At 62.5% G+C, this 25,799-nt stretch carries 28 protein-coding genes and 1 pseudogene; 11 read left to right on the top strand and 18 right to left on the bottom strand.

Translation table 11 applies throughout. From position 1 onward, the window contains the following. Positions 1–4: 4 nt before the first annotated feature. The 6 genes from P5W98_RS33880 to P5W98_RS33905 all read right to left on the bottom strand — a co-directional run bounded on the left by P5W98_RS33880 (position 5) and on the right by P5W98_RS33905 (position 5,222). The gene (locus P5W98_RS33880) at positions 5–1,033 is read right to left on the bottom strand and encodes a CAP domain-containing protein (protein ID WP_421028906.1); all 1,029 of its coding nucleotides are present in this window, start codon (positions 1,031–1,033) and stop codon (positions 5–7) included. Positions 1,034–1,227: 194 nt separating this feature from the next. Then, a complete protein-coding gene (locus P5W98_RS33885; RefSeq protein ID WP_421028907.1) occupies positions 1,228–1,593 on the bottom strand; it encodes a hypothetical protein in 366 nt (121 codons plus the stop codon). 13 nt (positions 1,594–1,606) lie between these two features. Continuing rightward, complete coding sequence (locus P5W98_RS33890) at positions 1,607–1,789, bottom strand: hypothetical protein (RefSeq protein WP_421028908.1); 183 nt, start codon at positions 1,787–1,789, stop codon at positions 1,607–1,609. After that, positions 1,786–3,156 carry a FlhC family transcriptional regulator gene (locus tag P5W98_RS33895; RefSeq protein ID WP_421028909.1) on the bottom strand — a complete coding sequence of 457 codons (1,371 nt, stop codon included), beginning with the start codon at positions 3,154–3,156 and terminating at the stop codon, positions 1,786–1,788. The genes P5W98_RS33890 and P5W98_RS33895 overlap by 4 nt, the downstream gene beginning before the upstream one ends. After that, a complete protein-coding gene (locus tag P5W98_RS33900; RefSeq protein ID WP_421028910.1) occupies positions 3,059–4,300 on the bottom strand; it encodes a hypothetical protein in 1,242 nt (413 codons plus the stop codon). Before P5W98_RS33900 ends, P5W98_RS33895 begins: the two co-directional genes overlap by 98 nt. A 166-nt stretch (positions 4,301–4,466) precedes the next feature. After that, positions 4,467–5,222, bottom strand: coding sequence for a nuclease-related domain-containing protein (locus P5W98_RS33905; protein WP_421028911.1), 756 nt, complete (start codon positions 5,220–5,222; stop codon positions 4,467–4,469). A gap of 450 nt (positions 5,223–5,672) precedes the next feature. On the opposite strand from P5W98_RS33905, the gene P5W98_RS33910 reads away from it, so the two are divergent. From P5W98_RS33910 to P5W98_RS33935, 6 genes are all read left to right on the top strand, one after another. After that, positions 5,673–6,032: a hypothetical protein gene (locus tag P5W98_RS33910; RefSeq protein ID WP_421028912.1), complete on the top strand. Its 360-nt coding sequence runs from the start codon at positions 5,673–5,675 to the stop codon at positions 6,030–6,032. Between the two features lie 111 nt (positions 6,033–6,143). Continuing rightward, positions 6,144–6,575, top strand: coding sequence for a hypothetical protein (locus tag P5W98_RS33915; protein WP_421028913.1), 432 nt, complete (start codon positions 6,144–6,146; stop codon positions 6,573–6,575). 10 nt (positions 6,576–6,585) lie between these two features. Further along, a complete protein-coding gene (locus P5W98_RS33920; RefSeq protein ID WP_421028914.1) occupies positions 6,586–7,398 on the top strand; it encodes a hypothetical protein in 813 nt (270 codons plus the stop codon). A gap of 16 nt (positions 7,399–7,414) precedes the next feature. Next, positions 7,415–7,999 carry a single-stranded DNA-binding protein gene (locus P5W98_RS33925; RefSeq protein ID WP_421028915.1) on the top strand — a complete coding sequence of 195 codons (585 nt, stop codon included), beginning with the start codon at positions 7,415–7,417 and terminating at the stop codon, positions 7,997–7,999. A 258-nt stretch (positions 8,000–8,257) separates the two neighbouring features. Further along, positions 8,258–9,394: a primase-helicase zinc-binding domain-containing protein gene (locus P5W98_RS33930; protein ID WP_421028916.1), complete on the top strand. Its 1,137-nt coding sequence runs from the start codon at positions 8,258–8,260 to the stop codon at positions 9,392–9,394. Positions 9,395–9,491: 97 nt separating this feature from the next. Next, positions 9,492–9,710: a hypothetical protein gene (locus P5W98_RS33935; protein WP_028231592.1), complete on the top strand. Its 219-nt coding sequence runs from the start codon at positions 9,492–9,494 to the stop codon at positions 9,708–9,710. A 79-nt stretch (positions 9,711–9,789) separates the two neighbouring features. Here the strand turns inward: P5W98_RS33935 and P5W98_RS33940 are convergent, their stop codons facing one another. From P5W98_RS33940 to P5W98_RS33955, 4 genes are all read right to left on the bottom strand, one after another. Beyond that, positions 9,790–10,041, bottom strand: coding sequence for a hypothetical protein (locus tag P5W98_RS33940; RefSeq protein WP_421028917.1), 252 nt, complete (start codon positions 10,039–10,041; stop codon positions 9,790–9,792). Next, a complete protein-coding gene (locus tag P5W98_RS33945; protein WP_154671315.1) occupies positions 10,041–10,193 on the bottom strand; it encodes a hypothetical protein in 153 nt (50 codons plus the stop codon). The genes P5W98_RS33940 and P5W98_RS33945 overlap by 1 nt, the downstream gene beginning before the upstream one ends. 107 nt (positions 10,194–10,300) lie before the next feature. Further along, entirely contained in the window at positions 10,301–10,687 is a 387-nt protein-coding gene (locus P5W98_RS33950) for a hypothetical protein (protein ID WP_342964627.1), read from the bottom strand. After that, positions 10,684–11,694 (bottom strand): PRTRC system protein D, encoded by a 1,011-nt coding sequence (locus tag P5W98_RS33955; RefSeq protein ID WP_421028918.1) that lies wholly within the window; start codon positions 11,692–11,694, stop codon positions 10,684–10,686. The genes P5W98_RS33950 and P5W98_RS33955 overlap by 4 nt, the downstream gene beginning before the upstream one ends. Before the next feature lie 1,147 nt (positions 11,695–12,841). Here P5W98_RS33955 and P5W98_RS33960 point away from each other — a divergent pair. Continuing rightward, positions 12,842–13,972, top strand: a complete 1,131-nt coding sequence (locus P5W98_RS33960) for an integrase domain-containing protein (RefSeq protein ID WP_421028919.1) — start codon at positions 12,842–12,844, stop codon at positions 13,970–13,972. A 173-nt stretch (positions 13,973–14,145) separates the two neighbouring features. Here the strand turns inward: P5W98_RS33960 and P5W98_RS33965 are convergent, their stop codons facing one another. The 3 genes and pseudogenes from P5W98_RS33965 to P5W98_RS33975 all read right to left on the bottom strand — a co-directional run bounded on the left by P5W98_RS33965 (position 14,146) and on the right by P5W98_RS33975 (position 16,661). Continuing rightward, entirely contained in the window at positions 14,146–14,817 is a 672-nt protein-coding gene (locus P5W98_RS33965; protein ID WP_421028920.1) for a Lar family restriction alleviation protein, read from the bottom strand. A gap of 348 nt (positions 14,818–15,165) precedes the next feature. Next, entirely contained in the window at positions 15,166–15,621 is a 456-nt protein-coding gene (locus P5W98_RS33970) for a hypothetical protein (RefSeq protein WP_421028921.1), read from the bottom strand. A 37-nt stretch (positions 15,622–15,658) separates the two neighbouring features. Then, a pseudogene (locus P5W98_RS33975) lies at positions 15,659–16,661 on the bottom strand (phage Gp37/Gp68 family protein). Positions 16,662–17,128: 467 nt separating this feature from the next. Here P5W98_RS33975 and P5W98_RS33980 point away from each other — a divergent pair. Further along, entirely contained in the window at positions 17,129–17,620 is a 492-nt protein-coding gene (locus P5W98_RS33980; RefSeq protein ID WP_421028922.1) for a hypothetical protein, read from the top strand. 48 nt (positions 17,621–17,668) lie between these two features. Here P5W98_RS33980 and P5W98_RS33985 read toward each other — a convergent pair whose 3' ends face one another. Both P5W98_RS33985 and P5W98_RS33990 read right to left on the bottom strand, forming a co-directional pair. Beyond that, positions 17,669–18,718, bottom strand: coding sequence for an ISL3 family transposase (locus tag P5W98_RS33985; protein WP_421029109.1), 1,050 nt, complete (start codon positions 18,716–18,718; stop codon positions 17,669–17,671). After that, a complete protein-coding gene (locus P5W98_RS33990) occupies positions 18,628–18,903 on the bottom strand; it encodes a hypothetical protein (RefSeq protein WP_421028923.1) in 276 nt (91 codons plus the stop codon). The genes P5W98_RS33985 and P5W98_RS33990 overlap by 91 nt, the downstream gene beginning before the upstream one ends. A gap of 175 nt (positions 18,904–19,078) precedes the next feature. On the opposite strand from P5W98_RS33990, the gene P5W98_RS33995 reads away from it, so the two are divergent. Further along, complete coding sequence (locus P5W98_RS33995) at positions 19,079–19,789, top strand: hypothetical protein (protein WP_421028924.1); 711 nt, start codon at positions 19,079–19,081, stop codon at positions 19,787–19,789. A gap of 252 nt (positions 19,790–20,041) precedes the next feature. Next, the gene (locus P5W98_RS34000) at positions 20,042–21,922 is read left to right on the top strand and encodes a DUF7221 family queuine tRNA-ribosyltransferase-like protein (protein WP_421028925.1); all 1,881 of its coding nucleotides are present in this window, start codon (positions 20,042–20,044) and stop codon (positions 21,920–21,922) included. Positions 21,923–21,983: 61 nt separating this feature from the next. Here P5W98_RS34000 and P5W98_RS34005 read toward each other — a convergent pair whose 3' ends face one another. From P5W98_RS34005 to P5W98_RS34015, 3 genes are all read right to left on the bottom strand, one after another. Beyond that, complete coding sequence (locus P5W98_RS34005) at positions 21,984–23,228, bottom strand: DUF1173 family protein (RefSeq protein WP_421028926.1); 1,245 nt, start codon at positions 23,226–23,228, stop codon at positions 21,984–21,986. A 51-nt stretch (positions 23,229–23,279) separates the two neighbouring features. Next, positions 23,280–23,477, bottom strand: coding sequence for a hypothetical protein (locus tag P5W98_RS34010; RefSeq protein ID WP_421028927.1), 198 nt, complete (start codon positions 23,475–23,477; stop codon positions 23,280–23,282). A gap of 167 nt (positions 23,478–23,644) precedes the next feature. Continuing rightward, a complete protein-coding gene (locus P5W98_RS34015) occupies positions 23,645–24,364 on the bottom strand; it encodes a hypothetical protein (RefSeq protein ID WP_421028928.1) in 720 nt (239 codons plus the stop codon). Positions 24,365–24,727: 363 nt separating this feature from the next. Between P5W98_RS34015 and P5W98_RS34020 the strand changes: the two genes are divergently transcribed. Next, positions 24,728–25,750, top strand: a complete 1,023-nt coding sequence (locus tag P5W98_RS34020) for an N-6 DNA methylase (RefSeq protein WP_421028929.1) — start codon at positions 24,728–24,730, stop codon at positions 25,748–25,750. Positions 25,751–25,799: the final 49 nt, after the last annotated feature.

Here is a 25,799-nt window from a genome sequence, read left to right on the forward strand (position 1 = left end):
GCTGTCAGCCGATCACATTCCCCGTAGTGAAGGAGAACGAGCGCGAGAACGCCGCTCCGTTGTATGTGCCCGCCAGAGAAACCGTGTATGTGGTGTTCGGCGACAACGGTGATGTCGGGTAGGCAACCGCCTCGTGCGTCGAAACCAGCTTATTTGGATCGGTCGCGGAATTGAGCAACTGCAACGTGACGGTATTGCCTGTGGTGTCAGTCATCGTTGCAGACTGCAGCACGATCGTATCCGTGGCATTCCCCATCACGACGACCGGCGTGCCCGTTCCGGAGGCCGATGCGTTCGGCGCAGTCGGGATTTCCGCCACTTCCCTGTACGGCAGGCCAGTTACACCCTGACACGGGAACGTTAGGGGAGCGTTGCTGAGCGTCTGCGTTTGCGTGCTCGCGAAGCTTATCGACTGCCACGAGTTGGTATAGGTGTACGAACCAGCGGTAGCTTGGGTTTCATATTCACCGAAGCCAACGATGTTTGCCGGGTAAGCCGCGACAACTGCGTGGTAAGCGCCACCCAGCAGGCCGTAGACAAACTGTTGGCCAGCCGTGGCGGCCACGAAGCTTGTCGAGAATACGGATTGTCCCGCGCCGCTGGCACCGGTCAGATAAACCGAACCCGGAAAGCCTGCATACGTGGCGCGAGTGGCGTAGTCCGCACCGGTAAACCCCGGTTGCCCTGATTGCTCGCTATCCGAAACGGTGTTGTTTAGCCCTTCCCATTTCGAGTGGTTGTTCGCTGCCACATCGAGTACGGTATTTTCCTGGAACGCAGCAAAGCCGCATTGCTGCCGGTACTGGTTGAGTAGGGTGAACGCAGCCTGTTGTGCGCTGTTCGCCGGGTACTGAGCCGTCGATTGCGTGCCGGTGACGGTAGGCGAGGTTGTCGTGCCGGTGCCCGAGCCCGACGCCGAATTGTTGCTGCCACCGCCACCGCTACTGCCGCCACCGCCACCGCATGCCGCAAGCGTGAGCGCGGCCGCGAAGGCGAGGGCCGTGAGAGCCGGGAAATTCTTCTTGTTGTTCATGAGATCAAGTCCTTTGGTGATAAGCCGCGCCCCTCGCGCGAGCCTGATACCAGTTTGCCAGGCCGTGCGCGAAGTCAAGTCACCGCAGCGGCTGAGCGGCGCACTCTAGCGCTAACGGAAAGAATCCGAAAGTTCTTTAAGTGGGAGCATAAGAAACCCGCCGCACAGGACGGATTTCATGCACGGTGCATCGATTAGCCGGACTTGCGCCGTTTTCGATGGAAGACGCGCAGACCGACGAACGCGACTCCAAGCAATACCGCGGTCGATCGTGGCGCGAGCCCCGCCGCGTGAGGGAGGGCCTGGGCCGCGACCCACACGGCGAAAAACCCGACCAGCGCACGGCCGATGAGTGGCCGGTTGAGCAGGTGGACGAGCCTGCCAGGGCGCTCGGTCACCCACTGCCCGTATTCCTCGTTGATTTGTTCGAGGTCGCAACCTGAGCCGTCCGCAGTACGCGCGTCGCGATAGAAGCTCTCGTACTGGTCGAAGCGCAAGTCGCCGTAACCGCGAAGCCAGGCCGATGTGCTGTCGCGAACCATCCACGCAAGATCATCCATCGCAGTGCCCCTGTCAGTGCATCGAGCCAGCGTGCCACAGCACGCCGCCTACCGCGTCAATGATGCAGTGCCCGTCGTCCTCGGCGTAATACGCACCGGTTTCGGGATGCTGCCAGCCGAACTGCGCTGAACCATCGGCGCTGAAGACGACCATGCCCGCGGGCAGGTCCAAACGTTCCTCGCCGATGTGCATCATTTCGCTCCCTTGCCGCGCGTGCCGAGGCCGTTGCTGCACGCCGGGCAATGGAAGCTGTGCTGCATCTCGATCTTCGACTCGTTGTTCGACACGATGTAGTGCGTGCGGCACGCCCTGCACGGGCCCATGGACAGTCGCGCGTCGGCCGCCATCGCGCGCGTCAGGTTGAAGCCGCGATCGGTGGCGAGCAGCGCGCGGTCCGCGAAAAGCTGGTTGTACAGGTCTGCGGAGGCGATGAGTGCTTGGGGCGAGTTGGCGCCCATTTCCAGCGCGGAGCGATACAGCCAGATGAATACCGTCGAATGCAGGCGCTGCTGCGGCCGCTCAACGGACCATTGGACCGAATTGGGCTGATTGCCGCAGGGGGAGCGCTTGCCGTGGATGTCCATGTACATCTGGCGTGTCTTGCTTTGCGGCAGTCCAAAGAGGTTCGAGGCCGTGCTCGCCCGGCAGCCGTGTGCCATGAGCGCCGCCGCGTACATTTCGTGGGTCTCGCGCCCGAGGCGCAGCTCCGTCCAGTTCGCGGTATGGGGCAGCTCGCCCGCGCGGTACGGCGTCGTCGCCATGATGTGGTGGGCAACCTGGTCGACGTTAAGCTCGTTGGCCGTGAACTCGAACCAGAAAGCGGGGCTGACGAAGCGCCACCGGAAAAGCGGCAGGTCGCCGATGAGCTCAAGTGCCGTGCGGAACTTGTAGCCGGGAAGGGCGCCGAGATACTGGGCGACGTCGGGGGCCATGGCGAGCAACGGCGCGCTCAGCACGGTCGTGTTCGCGACGGACTGCACCAGGTCGAGGAACTGCCGGTTGTGGTGCTGGATCGCCTGGGTGGTGAACGGCGAGCGCAGCGGCGGCATCTTTCTGCGCAGCGTATCGACGGTTAGCGTCGTCGGCGTGTCGTCAAATAAGCACCGCCAGTCCTCAATCGTCGGAAGCGACGGCGCGAGGATCAGAAACGGCGTACCCAACAGGTTGCGATAGGAGCCCGCGTTGTGCACCAGATGATCGATCTCCCGGGAGTCGACCCCATAGATCTCATTGAACGATGGCTCTTTGACCAGCACGTGCTTGATGTGCTCGACCAGATCGTAATTGACCGCCAGGATGCGCTGCGCGATCCAGCGCGGCACGTGCAGCCGCGTGATGGCCTTGTAGTCGTCGACGGTTTTCGGCCGGTTGTGTGTCGTTTGCATTTTTGTGTTTTTTCTGTGTTTCTCAACGTATGTCATCTCGTGTGGCCTCAAGCGGGCCACGGCCCCGTGCCCCGCCGGATCAGGCCGCCTTGCGTGCAGCCATGATTTCGGTGTGGAACTTCCCGACGAGGTCGTCCAGCGCCTCGAAAACCGGTGCGAACCGGCCAGCGTTGCCATCTGCGGTGCACATCACCTGGACACTGTGGTATGCCTGCACGAACTCGCCGAAACGCCGCACCAGATCGTTCATCTCGCGATCGAGCCGCTGGCTTGCCTCGAGCGCTGCGGCGTTCGCGTCAAGCTGCGCCGCGATACGCTCAGCTTCTTTGGTGCGCGTGGCGATCTGATCTTCCAGTTCGTCCGACTTCTTCATCAAGTCGTCGTAATGCGCTCTCATCCGGCGCAGGTCTTCCTTGACTTGGGGATCGTCCTGGGCCGGGGGGCGGGTCTTAAGTTCAGTCACCTGCCGGGTCGTAGCGTCGAGTTCGCGCTCCATCTCGTGCAACTGCTGATGCAGGGCGTTCTTGCTCTGCGCGACCAGCGAAAGTTCGTTTTGCAGGCGGTCGCTCGCGGCCTGCGTCTCGGTCTGCTGCGCGCGCGTCCGCTCGACTTCCTGCCGCAGGCGCTGGGCTTCAAGGTTGGCCGTGTTGAACTGCTCAAGCAGACTCGCGTTCTCGTCGTTGGCGGCTTCCAGTCGTTCCTGGTCGGCGGCAATGCGGTCCTGTTGCTGGCGCAGCACCTCGATGAGTTCCTTCACCTCCCGCGTCGACATCTCCGGGTCATTCTTCTTCTTCGCGATGATCGCCTCGACGATGTCGTCGCCGATGTCGTTGACGATCAGAAGCTGCATGTCGGTCAGCCGCAGGAATTCGACGGCGTCATTGTTGTCATGGAAACGCGCGTAGGCTTTCAGGTGCACGCGTATCTTCGACTTCGACATGCGATGCAGCCTCTCAAGATAGGACAGCGCATCGGTGTAGGCCCGCGTGGTGGTGGTCGGGGTGTCGCCAAAGCTCAGCGCATAAGCCGTCTGCAAAAGCCTCAAGGTCTCGCCGAAGCGGAACCCGAGTGCCATGTGCTCGTGCATGATGCGCCGCACCGATTCGTTGATATCGGTGCTGATCTGCATCAGCTGCTGGATGATCTCGTCAGGCAGCCTGCCGCCGAACATCTCGCGTGCGACCTGCGAGATCTCGTCGCGCGAGGGCAGGTGGACGCTGTAGACATCCCCGATGCTCTCGCCGGCGGGAACGAGGGCGCCGTCCTCCGGGACGGTCGGGTCGAAATCAGGATCAACGGGTGGCGTTTTTTTCTTCGTCATTTTTTTTTCCTTCGTGTCGGTCTCAGGAGTTGTCCGTTGCGCGTGCAACGGATCGGGCGCGGAGCGGGCGCCGGTCCCGGTTACAGAGCTAGGGTACGCGTGCTTTTTGGCGACACCTGCTCGAAAGGCGATCAAAAACACACAGCTTTCACAATCGGGTGCTCTCTTAATCGGCACCTACCGGGCATACTTTAGGGTTTTCCCTTAGCCTTTTGACGTGTTCCTCTAGCTTCGTTATGCTAATTGATGCATTGAGCATAATCGCGCCCCACGCCGTCTTGACGTTCACGGGTTTCTGGCCCGAGCGCAGGAACTCGTGGCGGCGCATTCTGAGGAAATAAGCCAGCTCGCTCACGTGAAGGAGGGTGGGCGGAAGGTCGCGATCGAGTGTGCACGCAGCAGCGGCGAACACGCCGAGCCCTTCGATGCGCCACAGGCGCGGCAGCTTCTCGTTTAGAAAAGCGACCTTCGTGCGGTTCTGTGCGAGGGGCGAGCGTCGCGTCTCGCGCGTGCCGTCCGGGCGGATCACGTCCAGGTCGTCGTATCCCGCGCCGTGGGCGATGCGCCCGGTCCAGTTTTTCGTTTCGATCACGAATATCCCGAACGGCGTTACGGCCACGTGGTCGATTTCGGCGGTGGGGAACGCGGTGCCAGGCGCATGCTCAATCAGCACGGGCCCGTCATGCAGATGAAAGTCGTCGCCGCATAGCCACGTCAGCACGCGGTGCAGTTCGGCATGCACGGCGGCTTCCCCGGCCTCGCCGCGCTGGCTTGCGCGGGTGGTGGGCGGTGCGTAGGGCCCGCCGTGACCCGGCACGTAGGCGGGACCGAAGAATCGCCAGCCGGTTTTGCGGCGGGCGCCACGCTTCGAATAGCGGTAGCCAATATAGGCAAGGATTGCGAGGACGATAAAGGCGGTCATTTGGATGCTCACGCAATGAGTTGGGGGTGATTCGAGTGTGTCAGAGGCCACGCGAAGTCAAGTCGCCGGGATCGTCGCCGTTTGCGCGTCCGGTTGCGGACCGAAAAGCTCCACAAAAAGTGCAGCTTTCCGGGAAAAGACATGCAGGCGCCTGCACGAGACCGCCCTTCGGCATAAGCTCCCCCGAATTCGCGATCATTTCGCCCTTCGTTGTCCGCGCAACTGCCGTAATCTGCCTTTACCCCCGCGTCTTCGACGCATCGAACCTGCCGCACGGTCCTCGTGCTGCTCATTCCATTTCCCTTCCGTCTCGCGAGTCCGATCGCGGTGGCCTCCTGCGGGGTCACGGCGAACGCGCTACGCGCAGGATTTCCTTGCCCCATCTGGGCATCGAAACCGCCAGGCATAGCCTGGCCATTCCCTTGTGCGCTATTTTTTCTGGAGAGAAAAATGCTGAGTCTTTTGATTAAGGACCTTCTCAAGGCACCCGGCAAACTCGTTGCCGTGTGCTTCGTCCTCTACCTCGCGTCGATATCGATGTTTGTCAGCCTGTTCCTGGCGCTCGCTGTTGGTGGCAAGTTTGTCCAGACGCTCAAGCGCAAGGCCAAGGCGCTCGAAGCTGCTGAAGCCGAGGCCGAGCGTGCCCGCGCCGAAGCAGAACGCGTTGCGGCTGTGGAAGCACAGAAGCAGGCGACTGCCGTCGCCGCTGCTGCTGCCGCGGCTGCACAGCCTGAAGCGGTGGCACCGACACGGCAATACGCCAAATCGGCCGTCGTCATTCTCATGAAGCGCACAGGTACCCACAACTAGGGTCCTGTCCATCCCCTGCACCGCGGCGCCTGCCGCGGTGTTCCCTCTACCCGGCCCGGGAATCCATTCCCGGCCAGGGGTGCGATTGCCCGGCCATTCCGGAGCAATCCCATGAAACGAGACGTCGCTGCCTGGCAGCTCGACATCTTCGGCGGCGAGGCCACTCCGGTGCTCGTCGTTCAACCCAAACCCGACCCGCTCCCCGACCCGCAGTACTGGAGCGCGTCCGTTCGCGAGGCGATGATCGATGCGCTCGTCTCACTCGCGCGCGACAGTCGCCGCGGCGACCGCATGCCTGAGTCCCTGATGGACTGCGCTGCGATGCTCAGCGAGCGCCTGCGCAACGTGAAAGTCGACGCTGACGACCATCGCGCAACCCTTGGCTGGATCATGGGCTACTGGAGCGGCGCGCTGCCCTACGAGCACGTGTGTAGCGTGAACGGCATTGATCCCGAGACCCTGCAGCAGGTGATCCTGGATACGCCGTTGCTTGCGCGCGATCTGGAGGAGCTGCGCCGCCTCTGTTTTGGTTCGCTGATCTAGGGAGTCAATCATGGCTGGGATTCATCTTCTGCGCGCGTTCGCGGAGTTCTTTCCGTCCCGTCCTCCCGTCGCTGCGCCCGCCGCGCGGCCTTCGCCGTCGCGGCCCCGTGCATCCGAAATCCGCACGGTCGGGCAGGGCGCGCCCAACGAAACGTTCGTCTTCATCTGCGGCGTTCCCAATCTGTTCGTGGATGAGGGTGACTGCATCGTGCAGTTCAGTCCGGCATTCGAGGAGGGGCCGCGCGATACGTGCTTCGGCACCAAGATCCTGCCGGAACCCGAGCCGCACTGGTCGCTCGTGAGCGAGCACCGCGCGTCGCTGAAGGACGCGATCGCCACGGCGATCCGCGCAGAGGGCAAGGCCCAGGGTCTGGCCGCAACGGCACAGGCACGCAGCGCGCCGGCCGCTGAGATCGTTCATGAGATAGCCGGTCACGCGCCGGATCATGCCGATGCCCACGACGTGGCCACTGCGCCGCGGCAACCGCGGGAGCGGGTCCCTCGGCGCGACGATCGCGGGGCAGCGACGGTAGGCCGGGTGCTTGGCTGGGGCGAGGAGCAGTTTCCGAGCCGCAAGCCGCAGGGCAAGCCGTTCTATACGTCGTTTGCAATGCACATCGACACGCTGTCGGGCGAGCGCACCTTGCAGGGCGAAGGCCTGAAGGACGCGATTGCGCAAAGCGGTTGCCGCGTCGGCGACGTCGTGACCCTCAGACGCCTCGAAAAGATCCAGGTACCGGCGTTCACTGACAGTGGGCGCCCCATCATGAAAAACGGCCAGCAGGTCCTCTGGGACAAGTGGCTCTGGTCGATCACACGTTAAAAGGAGTACTCAACTCATGGCATCAGTCAATATGGTCATCCTCGTCGGCAATCTCGGCGCGGACCCTGAAGTGCGTTATTTGCCTAGCGGCGACGCTGTGGCCAACATCCGGCTCGCGACGACGGACCGCTACAAGGACAAGGCATCGGGCGAGTTCAGGGACGCGACCGAGTGGCATCGCGTCTCGTTTTTCGGCCGTCTCGCGGAGATTGTCAGCGAGCACCTGAAGAAGGGCTCGTCGGTCTACATCGAAGGGCGCATCCGCACACGTAAGTGGCAGGCGCAGGACGGCACCGATCGTTACTCGACGGAAATCGTCGCCGACAAGATGCAGATGCTCGGTGGCCGCAACGGTGGCGGCCGACGCGAACCGGGCGGGGACGACGACTTCGAGAGCGAGCCTCAGGGCCGCAACCCGCAACCTGCGCGTGAGCAGCCGCGTCAGACGCCGCCGGCAACGGGAACACGCGCACGTCCGCCGCAATCGTCAGCGGGCGGCGGCGCGGGCATGCGTGCTCCGTCGGGTAGTAGCTTCGATCCGCTCGATGACGACATCCCATTTCTTTGTGCCTATCCGCGCGCCGCATGGACTGCGATCTGATCCCGAACCCTCTCACCAGTCGGGGTTGTTGATCCTGTAAGTCCTCACCGATCGTTGTCGTGGCGCACCCTCGGGTGCGTCGCGCGACGACGTTCCTGTCCACGCGCCGATCGTTGCGCGCTCAGTTTCTGTTCACACCGTAACCGTGTTCAAAAGAGCCGCCCGCGCCACGCCACGCGCGCAGGCGGCTCCTTTGAGCACGCGTTTTCACGCCTGTCTCAGGCACCGACCCGACCCACTTCCGAATGGAGAGTGACTATGAGTACATCTGGACGCGGGCTGTCACCCGAGAAGTATGAGTGGCTGCAACGCAAGCTGAAGGAATTCGCGCTCTCCCCGGAAGCGTGGATTTCGACCTTGATGAGTTATGGCATTTCCGCCGACTGCCTGACCGGCAACGCAAGTTCCTGTCCGGTGTGCGGAGGCGATGACCGGTTTACCTATGACAACAAGAGCGGCCGCGGCGACTGGATTTGCCGAAAGTGCAACGACGGCTATCCGATGGCAGGCGATGGCCTCCAGCTGATCGCCCGCGCGAACCGCATCGGGCTGTATCGATTGATGCGCCAGCTCGATGGTGGCACGCCGCCGCCGTCACGCGCGCCGCTCACCTCGACGGCGCCCGCGCCCAAACGCAAGGCCGATCCGGCGTTTGTCGCGAAGCGGCTGGATGGCATGTGGAGTAATGCGAGGCCGCAGGCTGTGGGCGATCTGTCGATGCGCTATCTGCAGGAACGCGTGCCCGGCCTCACGGCCGGGCCGTCGCCGGCGCTGCGTCTCGGCATGCTCGAGTATCGCCACGACAAGAAGGTGATTGGCAAGTGGCCGGGCATCGTGGCGCGATTCGAATTGCCCGATGGGCGTCTTGGAACATTGCATCGGACGTTCCTCGATTCGGTCAAGCCCGCGAAGGCGACGATCGTGTCGCCGGATGGCGAGATCCTCGATGCGAAGCTCAACGACATGACGCTCAACCCGCTCGCGGGCGGTGCCGTGCGTTTGATGGCTCCCGTCGACGGAGAAATCGGTGTGGGAGAGGGACTGGAAACGGTCTACGGCGCGCACATGGACTCTGGCGTACCGGTCTGGAATTGCCTGAACCGCGTTCTGCTCTCGAAGTTCGTTGTCCCGGAAGGCCTCGGCATCAAGGTCGTACACATCTTCATGGACTTCGATGACATCGATCCCAGGACGCGCCAGTCTCCGGGCGTGAGTGCCGGTCTGGTCCTCGCCAAGCGGTTGCGTGCTGAAGGCTACACGGTCGTGCCGCATCGACCGAAGCTACGTGGGACAGACTTCGCGGATCAATGGAAGTCGCGCTGGATGGCAGCAAATGCAACTGCCCCCTTGGGGCGGCCAGCATCTCACGCATCACACGTGGCGCTGGCCATCTGATTGAAGTCGGCTAGTCCGGCATTTCTTGAACCTGCCCGGTGGGGATTCGTCCCCTCCGGGGATGGTCCGTCGGGCTCTTTTTCCTGTGAGGCAGAAAATGAGCTTTTTCCAGATGATGGTGGGCAACCGCTTTACGATCGTTGCGACCAACGGTGCGGCGAACGGCAACCGGCCCGTGCGCAAGTCCGATGCGGTGGCGTTCGATGTGTTCGACCGCAACGCATGCAGGACCGTGGTGCAGGGTCAGCCATTCGATGCGGCATTCGACTTCTGCACGATGCGGCTCGCCATCACGGCGGCCAAGCCGCTTCAATGATTTTCACCCCTGAAACGACGGCGGGTCCCACAGCAACTGTGGGACCCGCCGTTTTTTTGTCTTTCGTCCTTCCTGCGGACTACCACCGCGAAGCCCGCGTCCACCAGCCAAACACGCGTAGCGCGCCAAGAATCACGTACCAGCCGCCGATCGCCCAGGCGAATCCGATCATGAAGATGAACGAGAGGTCGATCGCGAAGCTCTTGAGTCCCTGGGAGTACAGGAAAATCGTGAATAGCCAGCCCGCATAGCACGCTGCTGCAATGGCGGCACGGCGCGCGAACCAGTGCCACCCCAGGAACGCAGTCCACGCCTTTCGAAGGCGCTCCATCACTTTTCCTCGCGGTGCTCATACGCATCGAGAAGGCACCCGACTTTCCAGCCGGCGATACCGACGGCGACGCACGCGGCGATGTACACCCAAGTCAGCGGCTCGTCCAGACGCTGGCCGTGAAGGATCGCGTTCACAAGCTGGTATTCCATTTCGTCTCTCCATTTCCGGTTTGGCACCGGCGCGGGGTCATCGACCACCACACCGGCGCTGTTGATTTATCTTCGCACAGCGCGCGCAAAGTCAAGCGCGCGGCGCGTCAGTCGAACATGCCTGCGAGCATGTCCCCGAGCGCATCGATGTCAGCTCGCCCGTTAGCTTCGGAGTCCTCGACGCGAACGGACTGGAATCCCTCGGTCGGATTGTCCGCGCCCGTTGTCGGGGTGGGGGCCGCGACCGCAGCGGAGACCGTCGCAGTTCCGGGTCGATGGGATGGATCTCCCGCCGGCGCGATGAGTGCGCCAGCGGGCAGGATACCGGCCGCAGCCGTACCGCCCGCAGCCAGTTGCGCGAGCAACATGCCTTCGGCAAGCGCGCGCAGCACGGCGGCGCGCTCGCGGGGCGTCGCGCACTGATCCAGCCGCTGATACAGCAGCGGCGAAGCCAGCGGATTGATGGTTACCGCCATCTCGTATGTGCCGCTCATGCCGCGCGCCTCTCGCGTGCAAGGCCGGCCTCGCCGACCAGCAGGAAGCCGCGCGCGTTCGCGATGCACGGCGAGTCGATCAATTCGATCACCAGGCGCGGGAACGCCCGCCGGATCGCCGTGGCGTAGAGCGCCGCGCCGCCGCCCGACAGGATGATGGAGCGCACGTTGGGCATGCGGCCGACGTTGTTCTGCATTTTCTTCACCACGCCTGAGATGATCGGCTCGGCCTTCGCAACATAGGGCGCGAGATCGATGTTCTTGCCGTAGAAGAAATACGGCTTCTTTTCACGCAGCGCCTTGTCGATGAGTTCAATGCCCTCGACCTGTTCGCCCTCGTCCTCCCCGATCAGGGTCGCGATGCGCTGGTAGACCTGCGAGGCACCGCCTGGCTCGCCGTCGCTTCGCTTGTCGTCCATCGAAATGCCCACGGCATAGAGCCAGTCGGTCGTGAAGTAGCCCACGTCGACGACCAGGTGTTCGTCGTCGCGCCCGAAGCCGCCATTGCGCGAGCTGGTCGCGATCACGAGCGAGCCCATGGGCTGCGGAATCACCACAACCTTGTCAATGAGAATGCGGCCATGGCCGTAGTCGAACTCGCCAGTAAAGCGTTCCCTGAGCGCTGCGGCGTACTTCTTCATGTTGTGCACCGGAAGACCGAGCACCAGACGCTCGATGTGAGTCTGGCCCGCGAAATGAATCGCACCGAAGAGCAGGGCCGCGTAGTTGTCAGAGAGCACGTAGTCGTCAGCGAGCGCGCGCCCGGTCTTGCCGTAGGCTGCGGTGAGCGGGACGTCGGGCCCGACCTCGTATTCGATACTGTCGATGGTGACGGTCACAACCTTGCGCACACCGAGCACGCCCTCACTGAAACTGGAAAGTGAGCGGCTCGCGGCCAGCGGCGCGAGCGACGGAAACATACCGGTGGCGACCGTGCCGCTGGCCGCGCGATGCGCGTATTTCGTGTTGCCGTAGCCGACGTCGATGGCGAAGACGGGGGTTTTCATGTCGTGTGTTCCTTCGGACAGGGTCAAACGGGTTGGATCGGGTGCACGGCCAAACGCGGTGGCTTTGGCTGTGCGAGAGAGCGATGACGAAGCAAAGCTGAAGGATGAGACCGGCGCTCGATCAATCTCCATGAAATTGCTGGAGATTCATCGCAGTGCCAGGCAACTCCATCTTTTTCTCCGACATTGCTGTGACCAGTCTATCGAGCGCTGCGAGAAGTCAAGTCAGCGAAAGCGGCCCTGTTCTGGTGAGCTTTTGGTGTGCCGCGCTTGCGTCGGGCGGCTATTCTTGGCAATACCTGCCGCGTCCCTGACGCATCGACCTGAAGTGCAAGGCACTTCGTGCGTCCTCTCTCTGGCCAACCGGCCACCATCCCCCGCCCGCAAGGGCACGTTTCACCCCACTGTCCGCGCTCCATCGTGAGGCGGCTTTTTTTCAATCGCGTCAAGTCCACGGTGGTCCACCATGAGGACCACCGGACAGTGCGATATCCATACGATCGGCGGGTGTCCGCCGCGATGATGCGCGATGAGCGAATGTGGACGCGGACAGTTGGACAGTCCACGACCTGCCTCACGCGCATTACACACGTCCTTTCAGCACACATGCTGGGTGCGTTCAGGAGGCCCGATACACCGCGGCTGACGTGAACGTGCTTGGGGACGGGGGAGATCTTGCGCGCCGGCAACGCCGGTGTTTCGCGACTCCCTGAACGGAAGACAGAACGGTGCGCGCTACCGTAACCAGAACAGCGCAACAGGAATTGCCCGGCAGCTGGCCCGGGCACCCGCAGGCCGCAATGGTCCTGCGCGGTGCCCAGACGCACGAACGCGTCCGGGGTCGGTCGGGTAGCCACAGCAGGCGGCAGCAGCAGTGAACGCGGGACGGTGATGCGCGAAGCGCAACGCCCCGCGCCGCAGCAGGTGGACAGTCCGAACGCATCTCTTCCGTGCGGCTGGCTGATCGGATGGAATCGCTAAAGGACAGGAAGGCAGTACATCCCGCGCCGGGGACAACGGCGAAGCCGCAAGGTGAGCGGCACGAAAACGATCTATGCGAGCAGGTACCGGACGTCGGGCAGGGGCGTCACCGGCTCGCGCAGGGGAACATGGCCGGGGTGGGGCCCGGCGCACAACGGAGGTATGCATGGCTGCGATCCTGAATGTACGCGCGGTGGTACGGGGCCATCGTCTGACGCCGACAGTTGCGGAAGAATTGATCCGCCTCTTCGACAAGCACGTGTCGGCGGTGCACAGCCGCACGCGCATCAGCGGAAAGGCCCTCTCGATCAAGACGCAGGAGCGTCGAACGAGCGCGATCTGCAAGGCGTTCGTGGAGCTGCGCGAGGGTGGCTTCGCGCTGGCGAGCCCGTGGAGCCTGCGCAAGAAACATGTAGCGTGGCTGGTCGAGACGTGGGTCTCTGCGCAACAGAGCGGCGGCACGATCGAGAACAAGCTGACGTACCTGCGCGCGCTGGCTGGCTGGATCAACAAGCCGGAAATGGTCGGCACGCTCGCGCACTACGTGGACCGGCGCGAACACGGACTGGTGCGCTCGTATGTCGCGGAAGTGGACAAATCGTGGGAAGCCAACGGCGTGAACGCGACGCAGAAGATTGCGGAGATTGGCGAGACCTGCCCGCGCGTGGCGGTGCAGCTGAAACTGCAGGCCGCGTTTGGCCTTCGCCTCGAAGAGAGCTTCATGCTGCAGCCGCAGCGGGCGGTGAGGGACGTTGAATTCCTCGCGGTGACGCGCGGAACCAAGGGCGGACGGCCGCGCGAGTTGCCGCTGGAGGCCAAGGTCGCGGTGCTCGAGGAGGCTGCTCATCTTTCCAATCCGGTCACGGGTTCGACGGTGCCGGAAGACAGGACGCTCAGGCAGTGGCGCGACTGGTACTACTACGTGATGGAGCGCCACGGGATTACGAAGTCGGGACTCGGCGTGACGAGCCACGGCCTGCGTCACCAGTATCTGCAGGAACTCTATGAAAAGGTAGCCGGGGTGGCGGCGCCGGTGAAGCGGGCGGGCGAGCGTCCCGATCCGGCGCGTCATGCAGAAGCGATGCGCCGGGTGGTCGAGGCGGCGGGGCATAGTCGCGTGACGAAGGCGAATGCGTACCTGTCTACGTTCGCGCGGCAGGAGCGGCTCGCGAAACCTGTGGTGACACCGGAGCAGGCCGTGGCCGCGCTCGCGGCAGCAGGGGGCAACAAGTCTCACGCGGCGACAGCACTCGGGATTTCGCGGCAGGCGCTCTACCGGTTGCTCGCGTCGGCATAGGGTGGCACAGCGCGCCGCCGCGAATGAGTATCAAAGAACGAACGATACGAGGCGGCTAATGAGGCGGGAGGACGGACAATAGGAACTGTCTCTCGGTTCTGGTGGCCTCTCGACAAAGCCAGAACAACTTTCGACCGGCCTCGATGGCCGGTCTCTTTTTTTTGTGCAGCCCACTACCAGCGGTCGCGGTCGGGCAGGGAGTCGATCGCCACCGCCAGGCGGTCCTCGAACAGCAGTTCGCCGTCTTCCGAGGGCGAGAAGATGCGTGGGAACTCCGCGTAGCGTTGACCTTCGACCTGAATCCACTTCACCAGTTGCACGAGCTTGCGATAGCGGGCAGCGTCCTGGAGGACCGGCTCGATGGGCCAGCCGTCGAAGGTCACGATGGTGGCGTCGATGAGGCGGCGGGCGAGCATGGCGAAGACCGGGCCCATTTCATCCCAGTTGCCTTTGGTGCGCGAGAGCAGGTCGAGTACAGCCGGAATATCGGGAACGCCGATTTCGCGTTCAACGAGGCGCTGCAGATCGGATATCTCGGCCTCGGGACGGTTCAGGCGCCGGTTCCACAGCTCGCCGACGCGGTTCATGGCTGCGCGCTCGTTGGGCTCGATGGCTTCCCACGGTGTCTGCATGCCGCACTCGGCGCAATAGATGCAGACCAGATGTTCCGTCTTGGGCGCTTCAGGCGGCCGGGGCAGGGTGTCGCCAATACGGGGCGGGCCGGCGAGGCGTCCCCATTGCGTACAGTCGTATGTCGGGTCGGGCAGGAACGAGGTGAGGCGTTGGGAGCGGCCGACGGTGGGGCGGCCGCCGCAGTGGTCGCAGGGAATGAGCTGCTCGTACATGGCGGTTGGCGTGGATGGATTGCCCGACATTATCCACTGGCCGCGAGATTTCAAAACTGCAAGGTGAGCGGTGCAGGTGCTCTTACTCGCTGGCTAGACCATGCACGGTCGGGAAGCGAACGCGAGATCAGCGATTTCCCTCGGGGAGGTCGGCCGGGGTAAGCACCTGACGCACCAAGGGCGCCGGCATCCCCAACGCTCTCGCCATCGAACCCACATTCGCCCAGATTTTCTCTTTCGGGCACGTGGTATAGAACAAAGCGAATTCCGCGATTTCGCAGTTCCCGTGCATCATGGTTTTGTGATTGGCAATGGATGAGCGTCTGAGATGCGCGAGCCCGAATTCCTTCACCAGTTCGAAACGGGGCGCGTTGGGCGGGGGGGATCTTCGACCACACTCAATACGGCCCGAACCTTTTCATCGAAGGTCGCGTTCGGCGGCATCAGCGCTGCGCGCTCGAGCAACCGTGACGGACTACTGTGGCCGCAGTAACGCAGGGCGAAATCCACGGTCTCGGCGAGCGAACCGGTAATCCGTGCGCGACCGAAGAAGTCCGCGAGCGCCTGAGGGACCACAGTCAGTCTGCATTTTACGTAGACGCGACTCGCCTGAATCTTCAGATCCCGGGCCATTTCGGTACCGCTCGCCCATACGCCGGCCACGAGCATGCTTTCGTAAAACAGCCCGAAATCATATGAAGTGCTGCCCGTCTCGGTCATTCTGGTATGAAGGGCAATCGCCGCTTCTTTGTTAAGACAGGGCGCCGCGGCGGCTTCATGGAACGCTGCCGTATTGGATTCCATCCCTTGCAAAACTGCTCTCCTCACGGATAGTGCTTGATTAAAAAACGTGCTTCCCGTCTCGGGCGCGAGCGTCGGTACCAGGCTCGCCGTCTTCCGGAAAGCTGTTGTGCGTGACGCCGCCGAGCAAGCGGCCCGCGTGCTTCTTGCCGACCTTCAGCATGTATGCGTCGTCGCCCGACAGGATCACCGCGTCGGCTCCGTCGCGTAACAGGCCAAAGCATGACATCGACCCGGCGGCTTTCGCGCGAGCGTGTTGCTCGGCGCTCGCATGCAGTGCGGGCAGCCATTCGCCCCATTGTTTGAAGAAGAAGGGCACACCCGCCGCAGCACACTGCGCTTGAAGCGACGAGGCCCAGCCGGGATGCATAGGCCTAGCGTTCGGACCGCTCTTCCCGCCGACGATCACCCAGTCGATCGACGCCGATGCGTTGGTCTGGTTCTGTCCGGCGGCCAGCATGTTCCATTGCGCGACGCGATCGAAAGGAAGGGTTACCGGCCCGAGCAGCGGCTCCATCGAGACGAAGCGCACACGCGCTGGCGTAGCAAGCAGCTTTGGAACGTTGCGGTCAGCCTCGATCTGGTCGACTACCGTTGCACCAAGCCATACGTTGCCGCCGGCGATGAGGTCGAACGCGAGTCCGTCACGCTGCATGTACGCTCGCACGTTCCCGATACGTTTCGTTAGCAGCAACCAGTCGAGGTTGGGCGTTTTGGCGATCATCTGGAAGAGGTCGATGCGCCACGCATCCGGCACGGCGTTGTCGAACACGTCCGCAAGGGAAGCGCAGAAGACACGCTGTCGACGTTTGTGTGTCGCGAAGAACGCCTCATGCTTCGCGTTCCATCGCCGCGCGTGATCCCACGTCGCCGGTGCGGTACGTCGTCGCGGGGCGCCCGGCCCCCAGTTCGGCGCGACGCCGCCGGAGAACCGGGCGTTGCGCGCCTGAGCGTAGCAGTTGTCGCATCCGCGGCTCACACTCTGGCAACCTTCCCACGGGTTCAGCGTGTGGTCAGCCCCACTCGATCGTTGTGTTTTCCATCTCTAGTTCCTCGCGGTCTGCATGGCCCGGCGGCGCGCGGGCGACGCGCGAGGCGGGGTTTCGTTCGGGGCTGGCTGCAAACAGGTTTGGGCAGGCATATTCGGTGTGTGTGAAAAGGAAAGCCATTTCACGACATTCAGTCATCTCTTCGAGACTACAGCGCGAGAGCGGAAGTCAAGTGCTCTGGCGGCGTGGGGCGAGTAAGTTCGGCGTGTACGCTGACCAGACGGTCGACTGTTCCGTCGTTGCCGTCCACGTCACCGATGATGGACCTTGATCGGGTATCCAGCCTTGCGCAAAGAGACCGCGATTTGAGCATCATTTCCGGGGGACGTGCCTGCGTATTGGGGTTACGCTGTTGATTCACCCGCGCTTCTGGCGCATCGACCGTCCGGCACTGCCGGCATCTTTTTTCCTCACGGGAGCCTCTCCCGAAGGGGAAGGCTCCTGTTCTTTCTGGAGCCGTCATGAAAAACACCGCTCACAGCCCGCGACGTTACGTGTCCGCTTCCTGGGCACGTGTCAGCAAAGCGTCCTGCCGCGGCCTTCCGGAGGACTTCGCGCGTCACTTGCGCGAAGTCGCACGTCCACTACAGATCGCCTATCAGCAACTGATGGCTGCCTTTGACGGTAAGCCGATTGGAGTTGAATGCCGGATGAAGGATCGCCAGTCATGGGCCTTCGTGCTCCCGGACGCGTCCGGCGAAAGGACGTGGCGGATACAGCAGTTCGATATTGATGGATTCGTTGGCCATCTCTGCTTCGACTCCGTTGAGGAGGCGGTCGAAGAGACGCTGCGAATGGGCTACAGCGTGACCGATCGCGGAGCGCTCGATCGCATCGCATCGACTGCCCGGTGGACGCGAGGTGTTCGCCGCTCGGCTGTCATGCAAAGGCATCAGGAAGGCCTCATCACCTATCGCCAGATGATCGAGGAGATGGCGGCGCTGACTGACTAACTTTCTTTTGGGTCTTCGCGCTTTTCTGTGGGTAAAAAATGCGGATTTTCATAGCCGAGGGAGCATGCAGGTGAGGATTTTCAGCCGCAGATACTCTTCGTCACGTAGTCCGTATGACCGTCGCTGGATGACTCGAATCTTGTTATTGAGCCCTTCAACGAAGCCCAGTGGTACCTTGTTCTCTGGCTTGCAGTAAGAAGCGATTCCATCCCAATGACTCTCGACCATCGTGGCGAATTTCTCATACGGGTCGATGCGCTGCCACTTCAGACTGGCTTTCCAGTTATCGAAGAAACGGCGGGCCCATCCTTCGCGCTCGTAGTCCCACAATTGCCCAAACGATTCCTTGAGCAGGTACGCAATGTTAAGGCGTTTGTTGGCGGCCAGCAGTGTCTTCAACGACTTGCGGCCCTCCATCGACAGGTTCTCACGGTGACTGAGCAGCACATACTTCTGGCCTTTGATATAGCGTCGTTGCTTGCCTTGCAGGCGCGCGTATTCGCTCTTGCGAACCTTATCCATGGCCTCGTGGAGTTGCTTCATGACGTGGAACTTGTCGTAAAGAATGTCGGCCTGTGGGACGCGCTCCTTTGCAACGTTGTAAGACGGTCTCCACATGTCCATGACGACCAGACGGATACCGCGAGTCTTCTTCTCGCCCAGCCAGTCATAAAACTGGCGCATGCTGGCATCCTTGCGGTCTTCGCCACCAAACCAGATCGCACGACCCCGTATCAGGTCGCTCACTACAATCCGGTACGAGCCTGCTGCTTTCCCCTTGCCGATCGAAATCTCATCGATACCGATGACCTTCGGCCCGGGCGAGCCAAACCGTTCCAGTTGAGCACGCATGTACTGCTTGTCCAGCTCCTTGACCTTGTGCCAATCCAGATTGAACTCGTCAGCCACATCCTTGAGCGTACTTTCCCGACAGCGACGGCCGACATACCACGCGAAGCGCTTCGTGAAGTGCGGGTTGTCAGCGAGAAAACTCAGTCGCTCGGGCTTCACAGTTCCATCACATCGACATCGGACCCGGAATACTTCGAGATCCAGATAGATTCTGCAACCTCCACTGGGCAAATCTCTCGCAAGAATTCGCTTGTGGTCGTAACCCGGACATGCGCGCGCACATCCCTTGCAGCGCTTTTTTTTGAGCGCCGAACAAGAGTAATGACGCGCGCAATGCGGTCGCCAAAGACGCCATGGAGCTCTTCGAGAGGACGGAATCCGTCGAAGCGGTATGCGTCGGACAGACGCTTGCGTTTGCGCGAAGTAGCCATCGCGAAATCATGCCAGATTTTTCGACGCCAGAAAATCCCGCAAACCCACGCCCAGCTTGGCTTTCAGACCATTGGTCGGTGAAATTTACCCACAGAAAAGCGCGAAGACCCTTTCTTTTATCAACCCATGCGGGGACGCTCCCCGGCTGGGAGCGCTCCGCGCACCGGAGCAACCATGTTTGACGAAATCATTCTGAAGATGGAAGCCGCGATCGCGGCGCTCATCGCCCTTGTCAGAGCGGGCCATCCGTTATGCGGCACCGTAAGCGGGAAGGACTCGACCTGCGCCACCATTCTCATGCTCGAGGCCGTGCGCCGTGTCGGCCTCGCCGGCGAAGCCCAACCGGCTCATTTCATCTCGACCGCCGACACAACGATCGAGAACAGCAGTCTCGCCCGCCATATCCAGACGATGCTCGAAGAGATTGACGACTTTGCCGACAGGCAGGCGTTGGCTGTGTCGACCCACGTCGCTACGCCATCGCTTGCGGCGCAATTCGTGGTATCGACCATCGGTCGCGGCACGCTGGTACGGACCCCGCAAAACGGCGTGCGAAACGGCAAGCGCACCCGCGCATGCGCGACAGACTGGAAGTTGATCCCACAGGGGCGTTTGCGAGCGGCGCTCGAACGCGATGCGGCCGCGCGTGGCGATCGCGAGATCGTGACGGTGCTGGGAAACCGGCTGGTCGAGAGCGCTTCGCGCGGTGCTGCGATGCGTGAGCGCGGTGAAAGCGCGACGACAGCCGTGCGTGACACGCGCGGCGCGCTCGCCGTGTCCCAGCTTCGTGACTGGAGCGCCGACGACGTGTGGACGATGCTTACGCTGTTTTCCGAGGAAGCGAAGCGGCCTTTCCCGTGTCCATTCTCGCAACGGACGATCTAGCGCCTGTCCGATCTTTACCGTGCGGCCAACGATGGAATGTGCGGGGTGGTACTCGGCGAGGACGGCCAGCGTGCGGCCTGCGGGTCCAGGTTCGGCTGCGTCTTCTGTTGCGTCGCTGGCGAGCGCGACCGGTCGCTCGAATCGATGGTGCGTGAGCCTGAGCATGAATACATGTCGGGTCTTAACGACTTCCGTAACTACCTGCTTGCAACGCAATGAGATCTCGGCAGGCGTGAGCTGGTCGGCCGGTCGTTGAGCGAGAACGGCTACATCCGGGTGCAGCCCGACGTTCTCTCGTTTCAGGAGAGGATGAGCCTTCTGAGGTACCTGCTCACACTCGACGCGCTTGAAGTGGAGCGCGCCGAGCAACACGATGCGGACCTCGCGAGTGGTCGCATCCCCGATACACCGGCAAACCGCGACCTGTGCGACGTGCAGTTCGAAATGATCACGCCGGCTCAACTGGTGGCGATCGACTTCATGCTGTCGATGCATCACTACGCGCCGCACGTGTTTCCGGCCATATCAGCGTGGTTCGAAGTGCATCGCCTCGGGCGCCGCTACCGTGTTCCACAGGTCGAGGCGTTTCCGAAAGTACCAATCCCGCTGCACGGCTGGTACCGCGTTGGCCGCTTCGATGCTGAGGCGCCGACCGATGGGCTTCGCGACTACGTGGCTGAGCAATGGAACCCGTATCGGTACCCGGAGCGGGTGTCGGCCTATGCGCAGACCACCGGTGGAGAGCGCACTGTCTACTTCGAGGAGACGGACCAGCTCGACGTCGACGCTTCAAGGGCATGCGAGTTCGTAACCTGCTCTTTCGACCACGCGTGGTATGCCCGCGTTCAGGGCCATGCTGCGATCGAATCGGCGCGTTTCTGGCTTAACGAAACGATTCTCACACTGCCTGCCGGTGCGTCGCAGCGCTATCAGGAGATGGCACGGCGCGGCCAGTACTTCGCGCGCCTTGCCGAGCGTTTGAACCTGACGCCCGCTGAACTCGATGGCCACCTGGTCGAGAACGCGATCAGCGATGCACAGATGCGCGGCATCGAAGGCAACCAGATGCACGTTGGCCGCGTAAGCGGCCTTCTTCTTTTCACCCATGCGGGGCGGCCCGCATGGGCTGCTCCGCGCTTGCAATGGAGCACTCGTATGCCGATTGAAACGCAGCACGGCCGCATGCCGATGTGGCAGCTGAACGCGCACGTCGATGACGGTCTTTTAATACGTGGGGGCATACCTCACAGTGGCGGGAAACTGGCATTTCATGCCTTTGAGAGAGGCTTCGAGGGGATGGTGTCCGCGTCTGCTTTCTGGAACCCGAAGACGGGACGGTTTCGCATTCCTCAGGCTAGCGATCTGACGGAGATCGACTTCGCGCTGGACAGTGCGGGTTTTACCGCGATGAAGCTGTTCCAGTCGAAGGGCAGACAGCCGGGGATTGCAGGCATCTATCCCTGGACGATGGAACAGTTCGTTGAACTGGCCTCGTTCTCCGGGGCGGCGTGGGTCTCGCAGCCCGATCTGTGCTGCGAGCCCGAGCTAGCGGTGGACCAGCAGGCGATCGACTACAGGGTGAATGCGACGGCAACGCTGCTTGAGGGCATGCTGCGAGTCGTGTATGCATGGCAGGACGAGCTCGCCCGAACCTCGAGTGCGAATGCGGTGCAGAACATGGTCCGGATTCCCGTACCCGTGGCGCAGGGCTGGGCGGTGGACGATTACCGTCGAAGTATCGACCTGATGATGCAGGTGTGGGAGCGCTGGATGCCGTGGATCGCTCCGCCGGCGCTGATCGGTCTGGGCTCCGTCTGTCGGCGACACCTGACAGATCAACGTCACGGCCTGTTCGCAATTCTCGAAGGCCTCGAGGGGCATCTCCCGCCTGGCGCGAAAATTCACTGCTTCGGCGTGAAGGGGCAGGCGCTGGAACGCCTCAAAATGTACGAGTGGGTGGCCAGCGTCGACTCAATGGCCGCCGATTTCGCTGCGCGAGTGAAGGCGCGTCAGGCCGGAGTGTCGAATACGGTCGCGCACCGTGCGGCCGAAGTGGATCGGTGGATGGCCGCTGCGTCGTGTCGGGTACAACCGGCGCGTGGAGACCAGTTTCGCCTCGCCTTCAAACCTTGAAACCAGCCCACGCGTTCTTCGGAACCGTGGGCGTTTTTTTTGGCCGGCTCTGGCTGAACCTTCAGTCGGCGCGTTTGACACCGACTTGTCCGCGCCGACTCGGGGCGGGCAGGCGCACGTCGGCAAGCTGTTCGCTATCGGTATTCCATTCAACGGCCGGGATACGGTTTGCTTCGCGCAGCGCCTGCTTTTCCAGCTTGCGTCGTTCGTAGCTCGCGAGTCCGTTCATGCCGTAGACCTCAATGTGCGTCGTGGGCCTGGTGTCCAGCAGGTAGAAGTCCGGCAGCATCACGTCGCCTTCTGCCATACTCATGGGCTTTCCAAAGATGCGGCGCTCAGCGACAAGCCGGTTGGCCATCGCGACTTCGTGCATCGAATCGCATGGCAGAAAAGCAGAGGAGCACAGCATCGCGGCAAGGTCGACCGCGCGCAGATGTCCTTTCGGTGTGCGCTCAACGAGAAGGAGCGCCACGACACGGGCGTTCGCCTCGCCGATCGCGCGCCAGGCGTGTCCATACTTTTTCGCGGCCTCCTCGATGAGCGCCGTGGTCGTGAAGTAGCGTTGACTGCGCTGGCGAAGCGAGATCGATTTGCCGTACGGCGTGTCCGCCACTTCTCCGATCTCGCCGACGATCAGCGCGCGCCGCGACACAGCGCCGTCGTCGGTGATCCGGCCGACGAACGCCTCGAACTCGGAATTGATCGCATCGCGCTCCGTTTCCTCGTAACGGCGCATCACGTGCAACACATCCTGAGCGGCCACGCCGTTGATACGCGTGTCTTCGCCGAGCCCTCGGAGCAGCATGGCTTGCACCGCGCTCCATCCGCGGGTCTGGGGCGAGCCGTCCCAGGCGTTCAGCCGCCCGTTGGCCCATAGCGCCTGCAGAAAGGCAAGCAGCGGGGCCGCGCGCCGGGAAGTGCCCGACGAGCCTGCGGTGGCACGCGGGCGAGAGCGGCGGGATGCCGCCTCGCGTTGAATGAGTGACGCGTCCAGACGCACGTTGAGCCCGTTGGGGCCTTCGAGAATCGCCGCGCGGCTGTCGGAGCTGCGGCCAGTGCCGTCGCCCGGCGTCTTTCGGAATTCGCACCCTTCGGCATGCATAGGACCGTCATCGGGCCAACCGGCGAGGAAATATAGAGAGCCGTACCTGCGAATCACCAGCTTACGCGGCTCGTCGGTTGGGCACAGGCAGCGCGCATATCCGGTGGTGACTCTCGTGCGCTCGAGGCGTTGCGCGAAGCGGGCGGGATACTCCTCCAGGTCGGACAGGGCAAACCTGCTGCCATCGAAGGATACGTTGATCATGGACGAATCTCCTTGGTCACGTTGGGGTCGTGGCGGATCAGCTGCTGCGGTTCAGGCCAGAACCTGAACGTCATCTGCGCGGCCACGCCAGAACGTGCCGTCTTCGGTGTCGAGAACGGTCACCATGCCGCGATCCAGTTCGTGTTCGATGACGACGCCGGGTCGGATTCCGGCGGGGAGTGTGGGATAGAGAACACGTCGCAGGCGGAGCGACGAGGTGCCGTCATGTTGTGCGGCCGCGAAGTCCATGGCCACATGATGAGGCAGCCACCGCGGAGTCAACGGGCGAAAGAGGCGGGATTTGGCGGTCTTTCCGCGAGGCTTTGGAAAGACCGAAAAGCTCCACAAAAAGTGCAGCTTTCCGGGAAAAGACGTGCAGGCGCCTGCACGAGGGAGGTGAGGCGGCGCGGTGAGCCTCACGCAGCCAGCGCGCGGCGCAGGGACACCTCGCCCGCCGCCGGTGTGCCGACGATCAGACACACACGGCGGTGTAGGTCGGCACGAAACGCCCCCGATACAGAAACCGGAGCGCCAAAGGTCAAGCGCGCGCACGTTAGCAGCATGAAGAGCATCGCATAGATGCTGGCGACGGCGGCTGCGACCGCGTGCAGTTCCGCCGCGAGCGCGTCGACGGGAACGGAATGCGCGCTGCTCGCGGCGATGAACGCCAGGATCGCGTGCGCGAAAGCATCCGGACACACAAGACATTGCCATGCGAGCCAGATCCCCAGCAGAGCGGCGGTGATGGTTAGCGCGAGGACAGCGTGACGCCAGATCGCAGCGATGGCGGTCGAGAACTGCGTCACGTAATTACGTGCGTCATTGGCGACGACGAGCTTCATATTGGCGAAGACCGGCTCCGGGACCTCGCCGACCTCGACGCCGTTCACCGAGATTTTTACTACGGCCTGGTCGTCGGCGTCGGCGAGTTCCTTGCGAAGCCGTCCGATCCGTACCCGTCGGATGGCTTCGAGTGCAAGTGCGGCGGCGAATGCAACGCCGGCAATCCTGACGACGTTCGGCTCCCGGGCTACAGCCGCGACAAACAACCAGAAGAAGGGGAAGGCGAGCGCCGAAACAGCGGCAATGAACGTGAGCGAGCCCGCCCACGCCCGGGGTTTTGCAAGATCCAGCATGAGTATCTCCAGTGAGCGTGGGCAGCATTGCCCGCGCGCGTCAATTGTCGGGCGCGCGACGTGACGGGATTGGCCCAAAAGCCCGCAGATTCGGGCTTCATAGGGGGGCCGCCGACTTGTTCCGCACGACGTTCTGCACAGTGTTGCCAACAGAATCTGTGGATAACGCGGCGGCACATCAGGCGAAAGCTGGTGCAGTTTTGCGTGCTTTGCGGACGTCGGCTCGCGTGGTTCGCGCTTACCATGGCGTCATCACCTGCGTCATCGACGCATCGACCTGTACCGGCTTTGCCGGCTTTCCTTTCTATCCCTGTGGGGCATCGCGCCCGCAGGGGCCATGCCCTTCTTACATTTGGAGTGGGCATGAGCAAGAAGAGCGCACAGCGCAAGCATGATCTGACGGCGGACGCACACCAGCGCAATCTCGTCGCCCTGTTCAATAAATTCTCGTACGGACACCACATCAATACGGTGTTTCGCGATTTTGTTGAAATGGCGGCGCTTGCGATCAGCAACAGCGTGGATCGCGCGCAGTGCGACACGCGCGAGAAGCGCTATCTGGAGATCGTCGGGAAATACAAGCCTGAAGAGGTCGCGCGCTTCCCGAGGATGCTGGGCGAGCTCACTTTGTCCTTCGAAAAGCGCGTCGAGGTGTTGGTCGCGGCACGCTCTGTTGGTGCGCTCGGCGGTGGATTGACCGACGTGCTCGGCGAGACATACATGATGCTCGACCTGGGTAACGACCGCAGCGGGCAGTTTTTCACGCCGTACCATGTCTCGCATCTTATGGCCTCGATGCTGATTGGAGCTACGATCGACTCGGCACGCTCACGCGGCTTCGAACGTGTTCACGAACCCGCGTGCGGGGCCGGGGGCATGGTCATCGCTACGGCAGAGGCGTTCCACGACGCGGGCCTCAACTACCAGCAGGCGATGCACGCAACGTGTATCGACATCGACCCCTGCTGCGTTCATATGGCCTATCTGCAACTCTCGTTGCTGCACATTCCGGCCATCGTCGTACACGGCAACGCGCTTTCGATGGAGGTGTGGGGGCACTGGTTCACGCCGGCGCACGTGCTCGGCGGCTGGAGCCATCGTCTGCGTGCCCGCGGCTCGGAGGATGCCATGCGCGAATTGCTCGGCAGCGAAACCGAACCGGCATGTGACGATGCCGTACCGGTTTTCGCTGCGGTTGCTGCGCCATGCGAGTCGCCCGCGCATCTACCGGCTCTGCCTGTCGCGGTCGAAGACGGCGATGTCGCGGTGCTCGACCAACCCGAGGTGGACACGGCTGGCCTTGCGGACCTGTTCGATGAAGCGGTGGCGGGGCAGCCGCGTGCACAACCGTTCCTTGAACTGATCGACCAGATGACCTTGTTCTGAACGACGGCCCGGATACCACTCCGGGCTTTTTTTAAAAGCCAGCCGGTAT

Origin of the sequence: Paraburkholderia sp. A1BS-2L, from assembly GCF_051125205.1 — a bacterium.
Classification (GTDB): Bacteria; Pseudomonadota; Gammaproteobacteria; order Burkholderiales; family Burkholderiaceae; genus Paraburkholderia.